The organism is Bacillus sp. GW821-FHT11D08 (assembly GCF_058808515.1).
The window spans coordinates 77,615-92,778 of the sequence record NZ_JBXARS010000004.1; the positions used below are offsets into that span (position 1 = coordinate 77,615).

Genomic DNA, 15,164 nt, shown 5'->3' on the forward strand with positions numbered 1-15,164 from the left:
AGTGCTGTAGCTCCTGCTATCTTCTTGAATTTACTTTTTAACATTTTTATTGCCCCCTTTTGATTTGTTGCCTGCTGCTTACTCACTTAGCAGGCAATCTGATTTTATCACCTTGCAAGAGGGAAATTTGTCATATTTTGTAGATGAGAGTATTACTTTCGGAAAAAATACAAAATTATGTCAATTATTTTCCATTCTTGAATTCTGAAACTTTTCGGAGGGCTTCTGATAGCGATCCTCTTTGCAAATGTGCTTACATAAAAAAAACCGGCGTGTTGGCCGGTCCTTTCTTCTAGACAACATGTACCCTTCTTGATTACTCGTGAGGAAGCATTAAAGCCTTTATTAAGCCTCGTAATTTCTGCTGTTTGAACCTAAATTCCTAAAGAGTAAAGAAGAAAGCAGAGCTAACACAAAATAAACAACAACGAATCCACCCCAAAAGAAGATAGCCTGATCAAATGGGAAGCCAAACACTCTAAAAATTATTCTGTGTACCACTCCGGCAATAATGACCAGGATGCTTGCTGATAACGCAAAAGTAATGTGTTTCAATTTAAACCTCTCCTTATGAAAGATTAATAACTCTGTCAGACCCATTGGCGATTTCTTGATCGTGAGTAACACAAATAATTGTTTTCCCCATATCTTTTAACTGATGGAATAAAGACAGGATAATGTTTTTGTTATATTCGTCTAAGTTTCCTGTCGGTTCATCAGCCAGGATAATATCACAAGGCTTCAAAATAATTCTTGCAATGGCCACACGTTGTTGCTCTCCGCCACTCAGTTGATAAACCTTTTTCTTTAAAAAGCTTTTATCCAGACCAACCATTTCTAAAGCTTCTGTCAACTTTTCTTTCTTAAAGTCTTTTGCATAAGCCGTCGAAAGCAGTAAGTTTGTTAATACTGTTTCGTTGTCCATAAGCACGTAATTTTGAAAGATATACCCTAAGTTCTCTCTCCGCAGTTTCATCACGTCGTTAGATTTAGGATTTCGAAAACCTAAAATTTCAATATCTCCTGAGTGTGGAGTATCAAGAAGGCCTATTATATTTAGAAGGGTTGTCTTCCCTGAACCGCTCTTACCAACAATTGAAACAAATTCATTTTCTTTTATCTGAAGAGAGAAATTCGACAGAACAGGTTTTTCATTAAACGTCTTTGATATGTTGTTGAGTGTAATCATATTCTATCTCCTTTTAAGATCTTATGCATGTTTTTCTTGTTTAAATAGACACTCAGGAAATAAAGAATAAGCAGCTCGATTACAATAAACAGCCCAACAAAAATTGTTAATTCAAAGATTCTATAATATATACTGATACCTAAACCAATAAGGCAATTGGATAGAAGAGAAAAGATAATTAAATTTTTATTTCTGGCCCAATATGAATATCCAAAAAGCTCTTTAAGGTACAGCCGATATGCATTCGCGCTGTAATACGACCAAATATAAGCAACAAGAAAGGCGATGGAGAGGATAACTGTTATTGTTAGTCCAATTAAATTCTGCAAGAATTGATTCTGAATTCTTGCTATACCGTCGCTTAGTTCTTGATAAACCGAAATTGATGAATCAATTAGATCTCTCGTATTGGTCTTCTCCAAATAAGGAACTATGCGGTCATACGCCATGCCTTTTAAAGAATCTGAAAAGAATAAACTTGAGGTTGAGTAAGCACCTATAACAGATGGATCAACGTTGTCCGTGAAAATTGCAGCTATTGGATCAACAATGTTATTTTTATTGCCGGCATCCCCAAACTCACTATTAAAGGTGAAATACTCCTGCCTATTTTTAGTATAAATGATGTTGATTTTCAATTCATCTTTTTTAAGGGTGTTTAAAGGTTGATTCATCTCCTTGTTATACATATTATCTAATTCAACTTTGTCAAAGAAAAACTGATCCCTGTATGTAGCTATTATTTTTTCTTTATATTTTTCATACTTTTGTGGAACAAGCAGGTTCAATGTATTTGAATCAACCCTTAATTGCTTTTGGCTTATGGCCTCCCCATTAGCGCCGATAATGGGATTCACATTTAAATAATTAGGGCTGATTGTAATACTTCGTCCAGAAGGAGAGTAAATTTCATTTTTCTTTGTCGTATTTAAGGTGTAAAAATAAACAGGTTTTTTTCCATCTTTCCTTAGTACAGCATAGTTATGTGCATCAATGACGAACGCATTTTTATGCTTCTCTAATTGATGATACAACGCGCGAACTCTAACATTTTTCTCCCTGTCTAATTTTAAATCACTATAGTCTATCCCGGTATTTGCAAAGCTTGTCTTATAAGTGTTTTGTGTCTTTTTCCAGTACGATTGATTATCAAGCTGCTGTTTGAGATCGAATACGTTAGAAAGTGAAAACGCAACAATATTGAAGAGCAATATCGTGACAACAATTTTAAAGCCTACAGATAACCATTGGAATTTTTTAATCGGTGTGCTGCCTTTGATCGAGCCACTAATGTCGCTGTTGTTATACAAGACGAGGGTAACCATGATGGTGTATACCATCATGATAAGCGCACCAATCACCGCGTTTCTAATATAAATTCTAAGATATGCAGCCAACCAGTCATTTAAATTGAAAGAAAAAGCTAGTAAAGCTACAATAATTGCACCGCAAAATATGATTATAATTAGAGGCTTCAAAAACATTGCTGGGTAAGAAAGCAGTGTTTTAACTTTGGAATACCCCCATAACTTTTGCAGCAGAAGCCGTTTGCGATTTTTAATTACAAAATAAAGGACACCAATAAACAAAATCAGCATAGAAAGCAACACTAGCATAAGCAAAGTTTTGTTAAACATAAAAGCAGTATTCTCAGTGATGTTTTCAAAACTTACTTCACCATAGTCAGCAAAAAGGTTTTGTGCTTTCTCCAATACCTTGTCATCGTTAGATGAAATATAAAATTTGCTTCCTATGCCTATATTCTTTATTTGGTTAAAATCAAAATATCTGATTTTCCATGTCGAGAGTGGAAAAGAAATGCTGCCGATCATCTTCTGATTTGAATGATCTCTTAGAAAATTTGACACAAGCTTATTGCCGTTATATATTGATGGTTCATTTTTAGGGTTTGTAGAATAGATGTTTAAGCTCTTCTCATCTAAGAAATTGTATTGAGAAATGTTCACTTTGTTTTCTTTGGAGAAGGCGACCAATCTCTTTACAAAGTCCTCACTTTTAAATTCTGAAGTATAATTGATTATCAATGCTTCTTTATTTGAGAATAAATCGTTTTCTTTATTTTGTATCCCAAAAAGCCTTGTTTCCAAAAAGGGTTTGATACACGGAAGCGTAGGTATACCCTTCATCTTTTTTCTTCCATTCGGTTACCTGCGGAAGCATGAGTGATCCGATAATGCACAGTTAAAAATTTCAGTCCGAACAGCCACATATGATGAACGGCCTTCAGGCTGGTTTCGCTCTGGGCTGAAATAAGAAATGTCTCTGCCAGCGGAAGATGACACGTCCCCCATTTCGTCTGCAGATAAATCCCTTCATCACCCGCTCCGCTTTTTCGCCGTCTGCTTGTCAAAACAAGATTCTGCTTACGCGCATAAGGCTTTAAAATGCCCGTCATTTGGCCGTACGGCAGCGGAAGAGAGATATTCATGTATCCTTCCCCTTTTGCCCTGTACGCTGAATACAGCGCAGTAAAAACGGTTTCCTGCTTTTCATTTGTTCTGATCCACGCACGGACATTTTTTCTGCCGTCTTTGTCAGAGTCAACTCCTATAATATCACTGTGCATGATATACCAATCCGGATTCATGGACAGGTGAATTTGCCCCGCTCTTCTGCTGAACGGCTCGTACACGCGCGCGAACGGACGAAACCATCCGCTCCACGTCACTTTTGCCATGATGTCATAATCAATTGTTTTTTCATAAAAGGAAATAACGGCCGGCGCCAGTTTTTTAGTTGAAAAGTCTTCAGAATGCAGTTCTCTCATCTGATCCAGAAGGCCGGTATAATGGATGTCATTTGCTGCATGAATATCAGTCAAAAAGTCTTTGCCTATCGTTCTCTTCCCGTAAATACGGCTGAACGTTCTTTCGCTGCCCTCATCAAACGGTCTCGGATTTTCCAACCTCCACCCCGCCAAAGCCGGCAGGATAACGCCGAATGCATTGACGGCCCCGTGAATCCAAATCATCTGGCTGATCGTGAGCGTTGCCTCCTCGCGGTAGACACCGTACGAATATATCAAAGAAAAAGCAATTGTGATCATTAACACAGCCGAAGAACTCCTGATCAAGATCCTGCCTGTTTTCGTAACAAACGGCGCCGTAAAGACGAGATATGCATTTACATACAGACCCGCCAGATACAGAGCGACAGCAATCACATCAAGTGTCTTTGAAAATGTAATCCCCAAGGCAATAAGGATCGGCGAAATCAAAATAATGACCGTGCTCCATCTGTAAAGAACCCGTTTCTCCCGTATGATCCTGCCGAGCAATCCGTTAAAGACCGGAATGAGAAAAGCGGAATAGTGAAAGTGCACCGCCGTCAGCAGAACGATAAGCGGGCCGAAATTCATGACGGGAATCTCAAGGACATATGCGAAGAACCAGAATCCGCCCCCGGCCAAATAAATGAAACCCGCCATAACAGACATCTCTTCTGTTCTGTGAATATTTGTTTTCATCAGCCGCCGGACAGCATACAGTGCCAGCCCAACCGTATAAATGAGCCACACAACGGCAAAAAAACTGAAGTCTGTGACAAGCGCAAGCACCGCACATAAAGCGGCAACAGGATAACTCCGTAATAACACATTCTCTAAGGTCTTTGACGGCCGAAAAGCAAAATCGAATACAGCGGGAACGAAAAAAAGTACGGAAAATAAAACAAACATCTCAGCAGCTGATATATACGGAGCTTCAGCCGCCGCAAATCCCAAAAAGCAAATCACGCTTACCATGAGATGACGCTTCAGCATGTTTCTCCCTCTGTTTCCCGGAAAGTCCCCCGGTAAGAGAAAAGCGTGCCGAGTATCCGGTTTTTCACATGAACCTTTATGCTGAAGCAATTCATTTCCTCATCATAAGCCTCATAAACGGTTGAACTGCCGCACAGCCATGCCGGAAGCGGGATTTTCTTTCCGACTATCAGGAGCCACTGCCTTCCGGATGTAATAACAAGCCCTCCGTCTGAAGACGCTTCTAAATGCAGTTCAGACAGTAGGATGCGGGGTTTGCCGAAGTAATCAAGAATTCTGTTTTCCCGCTCATCATACTCCATGACCGCATCAAAAAAACGCGGTTTGCTTTTAAAGAAAAAGGTACGATTCCATTCCACGCCATTTTGCCTGTTTTTGTTTTCGATAGTGAAAGGGATATCGTTTCCCCTCTCTGAGAAAAAACATCTGAAAAAAACACCTGTCTTTAAAAGCATTCTGACAAGAAAAGAACCTCCCTTTATTTCTGACATAACGCCTTCTCCGCAAAACGTGCGTGATCCGTCAAATCTGTACCGTTTCTGCAGCATCGGGTGCAGTGATTGATAATGAGTAATCGCATTTTCATACATTGAATCCGTCATTTCACTTCTCTCTTTCGTTTTGTATGCCAGGCGCTCGGCAGCTTGAGCTTAAGAATCATTGCGGCTATCGTAAGCACTCCTAATGAGATCACGAATCCGCCGCTCGAATATAGCAGTGCCGTTACACAAAAGAAGACTGACTGCCCGGTGTGAATCAGCCACTTTCTCCGCATGGGAAGCAGCCATAATACCCCTAACCCTGTCTCCAGCGCTCCCCTCACGATCTCTGCATCGGCACAGCCATCATGAAAGCCTTGAAAAAACCAATACAGACTGAATACGAGACACATAAAGACATAGACAAACCCGAAACGGACTGATATCTTCGGATGTCTGTTTTGTTCTATCCAAAGCCGCAACGCATCAAAGCTCCATGCGGTAGCCCAGCTTAGCAGAGGACGAAATAAAAACCGGTCTATCCAACTTCCCGGCAGACCGCGGGCCGTTTCATATTGATATTGAGTCAAAAATGCGGTTTGTCCGTTATCCCGCTCTATATACTTCCAGTAGCCCCTGCCTTCTTTTATAAGTGACAGCGGATGATCAGAGGCAAAAGCGAGCGAAGACACTCTTTCTGACGAGCGAGACCTTATGTCACCTATTGATTCGCCCGTGCCGGATACCTTCAGCCCAAAACCGATTCGTGTTTCATATAGAAATCTCTGCGGTTCATCTGGCAGCCTATGAAGATATGTAATGTCAGAAAAACGCAGATCCCATTCTTTATGAAGATGCGGGTTTTGCGTATATTCCCAAAGCGTTTCTATATCAGATGCAATATTGATTTCGACATATATCGGCTTCTGTTTCATGCCCCCTCCTCTTCCCTTCTTTTGTAAACAATTCCTATATTATCATAGGAACAGATCAAGCGGCAGAACGAAAAGGCCATCCCGTTATCGGCAGGACAGCCTCAGTGGCTTTGATGACTTATGAATAAGGTATCGTGTCTTTTTTATCTTCAGAAGCGGTTTGAATGATAATCGGGCGCACGAAACGGATTACCGCAGCCGAGGCCAAAACGGCTAATCCGCCTGCAAGCAAAAACGCCCCGGAGAATGATCCGCTTTTGTCCGCGATAAAGCCGGTTAAAGCAGGCCCGATAATACCGGCCGTGTTTGCAAGAAAATGCATAAAGCCGCCGACTGATCCGACATTCCTTTGATCAACCACATCATGAATCACCGCCCAATAGATAGAGCCCGTTATATATAAAAAGAAGACTGATAAAGCAACGAGAATAACGGCACTTACGGTAGTGGTAACAAGTCCGGCAAATCCGATCAGTACAGCGGAAGCGAACAAACAAGTGACAAGAATGACTTTCCGTGAGAACAAAACCCCTTTTCCGGCAGTTTTTTTGAATACATAATCAGAAATCATTCCGCCTGCCGCCAAACCGATAAATCCAAGAATCCAGGGAATAACAGTCACCACACTCATAAATTCAACACTTAAACCGCGTTCTTTCACCAGATAGCTCGGAAACCATGTTAAGAAGAAAAATAAGATGTAATTGTAGGCGAAAAAGGCAAAAGCTGTGAAGAGAACCGTTTTTTGTTTCAAATAAAAGGTCATCGGGATATGCTGCTCATGCGGTTGAATCTCCGCTTTCATTGCCGGGGCGTCTTCCGTCGGCGCCGGCCGTTCTTTGACAAATTTAAACCAGATGACCGCCCAGACTAAACCGATGATCATGATCAGGACAAAGGAAACTTTCCAGCTGAACGCCACAGCAATCATCCCGACAATCGGGCCGGAGATCGCTCCGCCGAGCGGCGTTCCGCTGTTTGTCAGGCCGATGACCGTGGCGCGCTGAGACGGAGGAAACCAATTGTTGACCATTTTGCTTATGGCAGCCGACAGCGGCCCCTCTCCCATACCGAATAAAACACGGATAATCAAAAGACTTACAAATCCGAAAGCAAGCGCAACCGCTCCGCTGAAAAGAGACCAAACGATCATCGCCGTACACAATGTCAATTTAGCCCCGTACCGGTCAGATGCAACACCGCCGAGAAAGTTAAACACAGCGTATCCGACAGAAAAACTGCTGAAAATCAACCCCATTTGGGTTGCCGACAATGTGAGATCCTGCTGTATGAACGGCGCTGCAATAGACAGCGCTGAGCGGTCTAAATAGTTAATCACCCCGGCTGAAAATAAAAGAAGAATAATAGGGAATCTATCTTTTGAGAACATAAAATCCCCCTCTCATTTCATAATATTCAGTTTAAATTGCCGGAGTAAACCGATTTATGCAATGAAACCGGTTATCCGGATTGCCTTGCGAGCAGCGCCGGTTTATAGCGGTGAATCCGTTTTTCACCGCCATCTTTTTCTTGTATCTGACGAAGAAGAAGGCTTCCCGCTTTTCGCGCCATTTCTGCCGCAGGCTGGACGATCGTCGTAATTGGAGGAGTAAAAAAACCCGCAAAAGGAACTTCATCAATTCCGATGACGGCTGCCTTATCCGGAATTGTCATATCATGCTCCTTCATATACTTCAGCACCTCAACAAGAACGATATCGTTTGCCGCCAATATCGCTTTCGGAGGCTCCTCAAGTGAGAACAGCTCTGACAAAACATTGGAAATATCAGCTGCATCGGCTGTTTTGATATATTCGTCCCGCACCATCATACCGTGGCGGTCAAGCGCCTTCTTATACCCTTCAATCCTTTCTACCCTCGGACTGATTTCCCGAATAATAGACGTCGTAATAATCGCGATTCTCTTAATGCCGCTTTCGATAAACCGGTCAACGGCAAGACCGGCTGCATGATGGTTATCAAGCATCACTGTCGGAATTCCGAGTTCTTCAATGGTTCTGTCCATAAACACGACCGGAAACGTATCGCGTTTCATCTTTTCATATAAAGAGAGATTTTCGCCCGTCGGAAAAATAATAATTCCGTCCACCTGCTTAGCCCGCAGCATTTCAATATATTTCTTTTCTTTTTCCGGTTCATCATCCGCATTGCAGACAATAATATGAAATCCTTGTTCATGAAAATAGTCTTCCACCGCCCTGATGACCTGAGTGGAAAAAGTGTGAAGAATATTAGCCACCACCACACCTACTGTAAATGTTGATTTCTGTTTTAAGCTGCGGGCGACGAAATTCGGCTGATAGTTCAGCTCTTGAATGGCCGCTTCTATTTTTTGTTTCGTTTTCTCGCTCATATAGTCATAGCGCTGATTTAAAAATTGAGATACGGTGCTTTTAGATACGTTTGCATATTTCGCCACATCAGAAATTGTAATGGTTTTCATAGACTCATCCCCGTCTGTCTTCATTTTTCACTAGTATAAGTCAGAAGTAAATGGTTTACAATCTGACAGGGACATGGATTCTGTCACACTCCGGAATAAGCCATAAAACCTCCGTCGACGGGAACGGTGACCCCGGTGACAAAGCCTGAGCATGAATCATCCGAAAGCCACAGGAGCGTTCCCAGAAGGTCTTCCGGTTTCCCGAAACGTTTCATCGGTGTATGTGCCATAATCTTATTGGATCGGTCTGTCAGACTTCCATCTTCCTGTAATAACAACTCACGATTTTGCGCTGTCAAAAAGAAACCCGGAGCGATGGCATTCACCCGCAGCCCTTTTTTTGCGAAATGAACAGCCATCCACATCGTAAAATTCTGAATCGCCGCCTTGGCCGCGCTGTAGGCGGGCACCTTTGTCATCGGTGTATACGCACTCATAGAAGAAATATTAATAATCGCGGGACATTCCGCCTTCAAAAGGTCTTTTCCAAACACTTGCGATGCCAGAAATGCACCGGTAAAGTTGGTTGAAAATACGCTGGAAAACCCCGTTTCGTCCATATCAAAAAATGATGTGCCCTGCTCATCCTCTTCATACGTCTCGCTGGCAGTGATCGCATCAGGGTGGTTTCCCCCGGCTCCGTTAATTAAAAGATTGACAGAACCGAACCGGCTGATAATCTCGTCTTTTGCCTTTTCGAGCGAATCACGGGCTGAAACATCAGCCGGTACAGAAACCGCGGTTCCTCCAGCGTCAGCAATCTCGCCCGCCGCACGCTCTGCTTTATCAGCATTCCGGCTGACGATCGCAATTTTCATCCCCTGCCGTGAAAGCTCCTTTGCCATTGCTGAACAGAGAACACCGCTCCCGCCTGTTATGACAGCGGTTCTTCCTGATAAACGTTCATGAATCGGTCTCATCCCTTCACCTCTTTCTCATGAGACGAGAACGCATCCCACAGTCCGTTCAAGTACATAATTCCTAAGGCACGATCATATAAACCATAACCCGGCCGGCATTGTTCGCCCCAGATATGACGGCCGTGATCAGGCCGTACATATCCTTTATAGCCTTGGCCGTGCAATTCTTTTACCACACCGGTAATATCAATGGACCCATCACTGGTAAGATGCGAAGTTTCCGTAAAATCACCGTTATCGCAGATTTTCACATTTCGTATATGGGCAAACGGCGCAGCTCCCGCATAGTGTTTGGCGATCTTCACCATATCATTGGCGGGATTCGCTCCCATCGAACCCGTGCACAACGTAATACAATTGGCGGGTGAATCTGAAATCTCTCGCAGCTTTTCATAACTTTTCTCACCGGTAATAATACGGGGCAGGCCAAAAATTGACCAGGGCGGATCATCCGGATGAATGGCCATTTGAATGCCGTGTTCCTCCGCTACAGGAAGGATTTCATGTAAAAAGAACTCAAGATTGGCCCAAAGCTGTTTTTCATCAACCGTTTGATAGGCCTCAAACAGTTCCTTGATCCGGGCCATTTTCTCCGGCTCCCACCCGGGAAGCGTCAAATCAGAAGATTCTTCAACCGTGCGGATGAGTTCCTCCGGAGGGAGACTTTCCACTTTCGCTTTTTCAAAAAACAAAGCGGTTGACCCATCCTCCAGCGCGCGGAACATATCGGTACGCGTCCAGTCAAATATCGGCATGAAATTGTAACAGATGACTTTCACGCCGAATTCGGACAGATTGCGAATGGTCTGTTTATAGTGCTCAATATATTGTCCGCGTTCTTCATGACCGAGTTTAATGGCTTCATGAACATTCACGCTTTCCACGACCTCTGCATGAAACCCATAGGATTGAATGTTTCTGACTTCCGCTTCAATGTCCTCCTTTTCCCATACTTCGCCCGCGGGCTTCTGGTGAAGAGCCCAGACGATGCCTTTGACCCCGGGAATTTGTCTGACATGTTCAAGAGTCACCGTATCATTACCTTGGCCGTACCAGCGAAACGTGATATTCATGTTATACCCCCGTATATTCGTTTTTTCGGCAGACGTATTCTTTGCTGAGGGATACGGCAGCTTCATAGCCGCCCTTTTGATATGCTTTTGTCAAGTCGCCTCCCACACCGACCGCGACCGCTCCGGCAGAGAGCCAGTCATTCATGCTGTTTAATGAGATACCCCCGGTCGGCATAATGCGGACATTCGGCAGAGGACCGTTGACCGACTTGATAAATGAAGGGTCAAACGAATTAGCGGGGAACAGCTTTACCACATCACATCCGGCTTCAAGGGCCAAAGCCATATCAGACACACTCATGCATCCCGGAAGATACGGTACGCTGTACTGGTTGCATAGAGATGCTATCTCTTTTACAAAATGAGAGCTGACGATAAATGAGGCGCCTGATAAAATGGCGTGTCTCGCCGTTTCTGTATCCATTACAGAACCGGCTCCAAGAAGAATATCTTGATGCCGGAGTTCCTTAAAGACATCTTCCACTTCAGGAGTTGTGTATGTAAGCTCAATGGCACTGATACCTCCTGAAATGGCCGCTTTTGAAACTTCAAGCGCCTCTTGGCTGTTTTGTCCCCTTATGACAGCCACCACTTGTGCATGCAGAAGTTTTTCGTAAATGGCGTACTTAGGCAGCATTCTCGCTCCTCCTTTAATCAAACGTAATGATTGCTTTTCCCACCTTGTCCGGGTGCTGTTCGATCAACTGAAATGCTTGATGGACGTCATCTGCTGAAAATGTATGTGTAATAAGACCGCCGTGCGTTAACAGGCCTTTATTCAGTAAGTCTGTAATGTACGGAAACTGATTCGTCTGCAATCTTGAACCGGTTATCGTGACTTCCTTTTTTGTGATCGGAAGCTGAGAAATGCCGGCAGTCCTCTCATCAAAACCAAGCACAACCACATGACCGGCCGGAGACACCGCGTCAATGGACGTTTCAAACGTTGAGGGGAGACAGACGGCATCAATGACGACATTGGCGCCTTCATTTTCTGTCCATTCGTTCACCCGCAAAACGGGATCTTCTTTTTGCGCGTTGACGGTAACGTCCGCACCGTTTTTTTCAGCGAATGCCAAGCGTTCATCATTTAAGTCGGTTATCATGACGGAAGCGCCTTTGAACTTTGCCATTTTTAATATGCAGATTCCGATCGGTCCCGCCCCCTGAATCAAAACGGTATCTTCCTTCTCGACACGGCCTCTCCAAACGGCCTGGGCGCCGATCGTATATGGTTCTGCCATGACCGCTTCCTCCCAGGGCAGATCGGGGGAAACGGCATGCAGCTGCTTTTCCGGAACCACGATATATTCCCGCATCCCGCCATCTTCATGAACGCCGAACACCGAAAGCGCTTTGCAGACGTTCGGACGTCCTTTCCGGCAGGCATAGCATGTTCCGCAATAAGATATCGGTTCAATCACTACCCGGTCACCCGGCTTGAAACGCCGGACATGAGAACCGGTATTTGCGACTTCCCCTGTAACTTCATGTCCGATTACTCTCGGCAGGGACGCTAACGGATTTGTCCCATGATAAATATGCAAATCTGATCCGCAAATTCCGACCCGCTTCACCTTGACAAGAACATCATCCGCGTGGACAACAGACGGTTTCTCACATTCCGTCACCACCAGATCAAATGCTTTCCGTACTAGAACCGCTTTCATTTTCTCACCCGCTTTTTAAGTTGTGCTTGCTACCGTTCAATCACAGTCTCTTTGTTTACAAATGACAGAACCTCTTCTAGATAGGGAAGCCCTTCATTGTCACCGGAAACTGTGGTGACGAGCGCACCGACCGCATTGGCAAACTCCAGACGTTTTTCCGGTTCAAAACCATGCAGATAACTGTACAGGTAGCCGGCATTAAAGCCGTCACCCGCTCCTACCGTGTCAACAGGCGCAACCGGGAAAGCCTCTTTGTGAATCCACTTATGATCATGATACAGCGCAGAACCTGCTTCACCGTCTTTTATGACAAGCTGACTGATTGAATAGGTCTCTGCAAACCGGGCTAATGCTTCATTTTCCCCTATACCTGTCAGCTGTTTCATTTCGTCCCGGCCCGCCAGAAGAATATCAGTATGCGGAAAGATTTGATGAAATGCCGCACGCGCCTCCTCGATCGTCCACAGCTTCAGCCTGATATTCGGATCAAAAGATACGGGAATCCCTCTTGCTTTGGCGATGGAAAGCACCCTTTCAGCAATTTCAAGATTTTTCTTATCAAGCGCGAGGAACACACCGGTAAGATGAACAATGTGAATGCCGGCAAACATATTCTCTGTTATATCTTCCGGTGCAAGAGTCAGAATTGGTGAATTGAAACGATAATAAAACGTCTTGCCTGAACCGTCATTTCTGATCTCTTTGACATTTAAAGATGTAGGAAAGCCTTCAACATAGGAGACGTCAGTCACATCAATTCCTTCTCCTTTGGCAAACTGATAAATCACTCTGCCGAACTCATCCTTCCCCAGTCTGCTGACCCACTTTGAGTGCAGATTCAATCTGGCGCATGCAATCGCAAAATTCAGTTCAGCTCCTCCTGCTTTTCGTTCAAAATGGGTAACAAAACGCAAAGGTCCTGTGCTTGCGGGATTTAAGGTGATCATCGCATCACCGATCGTAAAAATGCCATAATCAGAAGCCACATCAATACTCCTTTCTTTTAAGACTAAATCGGTTTGGTAAACCGGTTTAGTCAAACTTTATATGAAAACCCTTACACACGCAAGAGAAAAATACAATAAATTCAAAAAACTGTTTTCGGTAAAAATAACCCGGTTTTTCACATGAAAAAACCCTCACAACAAAATGTAAGGGGTTTTTGAAAATTGTATGCATGTTTCCTTAGTTAGCAGTCTTACGTTCGGGGCTTGTACCTTCTTCTTCCGCCCATGTTTCAATATGCTTGAGCTCCGGGGTATTCTCCGCTTTGAATACAGGATCAAGACCTTTTTTGCGCTGAGCGGCATAATCCTTATAGATCTTGTAGGCTACATTACTCAGCAGTAAGATTGCCACTAAGTTAATGAGAGCCAACAGTCCCATAAACAAGTTTGCCATGTCCCAGACGATCTGGAAGTCAGCCAAACATCCGTATACCACCATCACTACAACGAATACGCGGTAAATATTAAGCCATGTTTTGCTTGTTTTAATAAATTCAATATTCGTTTCACCATAGTAATAGTTGCCGACAACTGAACTGAATGCGAATAAAAACATCGCAATCGCAATAAATGTCGGGGCCCAGCCGCCGAGGTGGTGCTGCAGCGCGGCTTGTGTCACTTGGATGCCGTCGCCTTTAGGCGTAAAGCTGTACAATAAAATGATAAAGGCAGTCGATGTACAAACGATAAATGTATCAAAAAACACGCCGAGCGTCTGAATTAATCCCTGCTTAGCCGGATGCGACACATGTGCAGCCGCTGCGGCATTCGGCGCGCTTCCCATACCCGCTTCGTTTGAAAACAGGCCGCGCTGCGCTCCGATAATAATGATGCTTCCTAAGCTTCCGCCGACGATCTGTTCAAGACCGAACGCATTTTTCACAATCGTAACAAACAGCTCAGGTACCGCTGTAATATTTACAATCACGACATACAGCGCGATCAGAATATACATACCCGCCATGACCGGAACGATTAATTGCGAAACGGAAACAACACGTTTCAGACCGCCGAATATAATGAAAGCCGTTAATACAGCTAAAATGATTGCGATAACTGTTTTATTCACATGGAATGCTTCGTCAAACGCGACAGAAATCGTATTTGACTGCACGGCGTTAAAGATAAGTCCGAAAGAAACGGTAATCAATACGGCGAATAAAATACCGAGCCAGCGGGCGCCCAGTCCCTTTGCCATGTAATATGCCGGACCGCCGCGGAATTCGTCACCGGAACGCACTTTATACAGCTGCGCCAAGGTGCTTTCCACAAAGCTGGAAGCCATACCGACAATCGCTACGATCCACATCCAAAATACTGCGCCGGGACCGCCTGTTGCAATCGCCAGGGCGACGCCGGTCAAGTTTCCGGTTCCTACACGAGAAGCGGCTGAGATAAAGAATGCCTGCATTGAAGACACTCCTTTATTTCCTTGCGGCTTCTCCCCGACGATTCTGAACATTTCAATAAAGTATTGGAATTGAATAAAGCGAAAACGGAACGTAAAGTACAATCCGATCCCGACTAAAATATAAACAAGATACTTCCAAATAAAATCATTTGGAACATTTATGATTTCACTGATGAAAGCCTCCATGTTTAACCTCCCTTTTACATATCTTTTACTGTCATTTTTGCTGCATATGT

General features: G+C 43.9%; 14 protein-coding genes. All 14 read right to left on the reverse strand.

Annotated elements, in window-relative coordinates:
* Positions 1 to 345: 345 nt before the first annotated feature.
* The 14 genes from AC1RRX_RS09870 to AC1RRX_RS09935 all read right to left on the reverse strand — a co-directional run bounded on the left by AC1RRX_RS09870 (position 346) and on the right by AC1RRX_RS09935 (position 15,114).
* Positions 346 to 555, reverse strand: coding sequence for a bacteriocin-like WGxF protein (locus AC1RRX_RS09870; protein ID WP_108724943.1), 210 nt, complete (start codon positions 553 to 555; stop codon positions 346 to 348).
* Between the two features lie 13 nt (positions 556 to 568).
* Complete coding sequence (locus AC1RRX_RS09875; protein WP_106080051.1) at positions 569 to 1,189, reverse strand: ATP-binding cassette domain-containing protein; 621 nt, start codon at positions 1,187 to 1,189, stop codon at positions 569 to 571.
* The gene (locus AC1RRX_RS09880; RefSeq protein ID WP_144464285.1) at positions 1,186 to 3,336 is read right to left on the reverse strand and encodes a DUF1430 domain-containing protein; all 2,151 of its coding nucleotides are present in this window, start codon (positions 3,334 to 3,336) and stop codon (positions 1,186 to 1,188) included. Before AC1RRX_RS09880 ends, AC1RRX_RS09875 begins: the two co-directional genes overlap by 4 nt.
* Complete coding sequence (locus AC1RRX_RS09885; protein WP_144464287.1) at positions 3,333 to 4,970, reverse strand: YndJ family protein; 1,638 nt, start codon at positions 4,968 to 4,970, stop codon at positions 3,333 to 3,335. Before AC1RRX_RS09885 ends, AC1RRX_RS09880 begins: the two co-directional genes overlap by 4 nt.
* The gene (locus AC1RRX_RS09890; protein WP_144464289.1) at positions 4,964 to 5,572 is read right to left on the reverse strand and encodes a DUF4166 domain-containing protein; all 609 of its coding nucleotides are present in this window, start codon (positions 5,570 to 5,572) and stop codon (positions 4,964 to 4,966) included. Before AC1RRX_RS09890 ends, AC1RRX_RS09885 begins: the two co-directional genes overlap by 7 nt.
* A complete protein-coding gene (locus AC1RRX_RS09895) occupies positions 5,569 to 6,384 on the reverse strand; it encodes a hypothetical protein (protein ID WP_144464291.1) in 816 nt (271 codons plus the stop codon). Before AC1RRX_RS09895 ends, AC1RRX_RS09890 begins: the two co-directional genes overlap by 4 nt.
* 118 nt (positions 6,385 to 6,502) lie before the next feature.
* Complete coding sequence (locus AC1RRX_RS09900; protein ID WP_032871580.1) at positions 6,503 to 7,774, reverse strand: MFS transporter; 1,272 nt, start codon at positions 7,772 to 7,774, stop codon at positions 6,503 to 6,505.
* 71 nt (positions 7,775 to 7,845) lie between these two features.
* Positions 7,846 to 8,847, reverse strand: coding sequence for a substrate-binding domain-containing protein (locus tag AC1RRX_RS09905; RefSeq protein ID WP_020955884.1), 1,002 nt, complete (start codon positions 8,845 to 8,847; stop codon positions 7,846 to 7,848).
* 83 nt (positions 8,848 to 8,930) lie between these two features.
* Complete coding sequence (locus AC1RRX_RS09910) at positions 8,931 to 9,767, reverse strand: SDR family oxidoreductase (protein WP_017417885.1); 837 nt, start codon at positions 9,765 to 9,767, stop codon at positions 8,931 to 8,933.
* Positions 9,764 to 10,840 (reverse strand): mannonate dehydratase, encoded by a 1,077-nt coding sequence (gene uxuA, locus AC1RRX_RS09915; protein ID WP_007410159.1) that lies wholly within the window; start codon positions 10,838 to 10,840, stop codon positions 9,764 to 9,766. The genes AC1RRX_RS09910 and uxuA overlap by 4 nt, the downstream gene beginning before the upstream one ends.
* A 1-nt stretch (position 10,841) precedes the next feature.
* On the reverse strand, positions 10,842 to 11,477 hold the full coding sequence (locus tag AC1RRX_RS09920) for a bifunctional 2-keto-4-hydroxyglutarate aldolase/2-keto-3-deoxy-6-phosphogluconate aldolase (RefSeq protein WP_032865994.1): 636 nt from the start codon (positions 11,475 to 11,477) through the stop codon (positions 10,842 to 10,844).
* Positions 11,478 to 11,490: 13 nt separating this feature from the next.
* Positions 11,491 to 12,510 carry a zinc-binding alcohol dehydrogenase family protein gene (locus AC1RRX_RS09925; RefSeq protein ID WP_144464293.1) on the reverse strand — a complete coding sequence of 340 codons (1,020 nt, stop codon included), beginning with the start codon at positions 12,508 to 12,510 and terminating at the stop codon, positions 11,491 to 11,493.
* Between the two features lie 29 nt (positions 12,511 to 12,539).
* A complete protein-coding gene (locus AC1RRX_RS09930; protein WP_032871576.1) occupies positions 12,540 to 13,496 on the reverse strand; it encodes a sugar kinase in 957 nt (318 codons plus the stop codon).
* A gap of 199 nt (positions 13,497 to 13,695) precedes the next feature.
* The gene (locus tag AC1RRX_RS09935; RefSeq protein WP_007410311.1) at positions 13,696 to 15,114 is read right to left on the reverse strand and encodes an alanine/glycine:cation symporter family protein; all 1,419 of its coding nucleotides are present in this window, start codon (positions 15,112 to 15,114) and stop codon (positions 13,696 to 13,698) included.
* Between the last annotated feature and the right edge of the window lie 50 nt (positions 15,115 to 15,164).

What these genes read in the sequence shown, in the direction of transcription:
- AC1RRX_RS09885 (WP_144464287.1), bottom strand. Translation starts at nt 4,970, where the DNA reads ATGCTGAAGCGTCATCTCATGGTAAGCGTGATTTGCTTTTTGGGATTT.
- AC1RRX_RS09880 (WP_144464285.1), bottom strand. Translation starts at nt 3,336, where the DNA reads ATGAAGGGTATACCTACGCTTCCGTGTATCAAACCCTTTTTGGAAACA.
- AC1RRX_RS09905 (WP_020955884.1), bottom strand. Translation starts at nt 8,847, where the DNA reads ATGAAAACCATTACAATTTCTGATGTGGCGAAATATGCAAACGTATCT.
- AC1RRX_RS09875 (WP_106080051.1), bottom strand. Translation starts at nt 1,189, where the DNA reads ATGATTACACTCAACAACATATCAAAGACGTTTAATGAAAAACCTGTT.
- AC1RRX_RS09925 (WP_144464293.1), bottom strand. Translation starts at nt 12,510, where the DNA reads ATGAAAGCGGTTCTAGTACGGAAAGCATTTGATCTGGTGGTGACGGAA.
- AC1RRX_RS09890 (WP_144464289.1), bottom strand. Translation starts at nt 5,572, where the DNA reads ATGACGGATTCAATGTATGAAAATGCGATTACTCATTATCAATCACTG.
- AC1RRX_RS09920 (WP_032865994.1), bottom strand. Translation starts at nt 11,477, where the DNA reads ATGCTGCCTAAGTACGCCATTTACGAAAAACTTCTGCATGCACAAGTG.
- uxuA (WP_007410159.1), bottom strand. Translation starts at nt 10,840, where the DNA reads ATGAATATCACGTTTCGCTGGTACGGCCAAGGTAATGATACGGTGACT.
- AC1RRX_RS09900 (WP_032871580.1), bottom strand. Translation starts at nt 7,774, where the DNA reads ATGTTCTCAAAAGATAGATTCCCTATTATTCTTCTTTTATTTTCAGCC.
- AC1RRX_RS09895 (WP_144464291.1), bottom strand. Translation starts at nt 6,384, where the DNA reads ATGAAACAGAAGCCGATATATGTCGAAATCAATATTGCATCTGATATA.
- AC1RRX_RS09935 (WP_007410311.1), bottom strand. Translation starts at nt 15,114, where the DNA reads ATGGAGGCTTTCATCAGTGAAATCATAAATGTTCCAAATGATTTTATT.
- AC1RRX_RS09910 (WP_017417885.1), bottom strand. Translation starts at nt 9,767, where the DNA reads ATGAGACCGATTCATGAACGTTTATCAGGAAGAACCGCTGTCATAACA.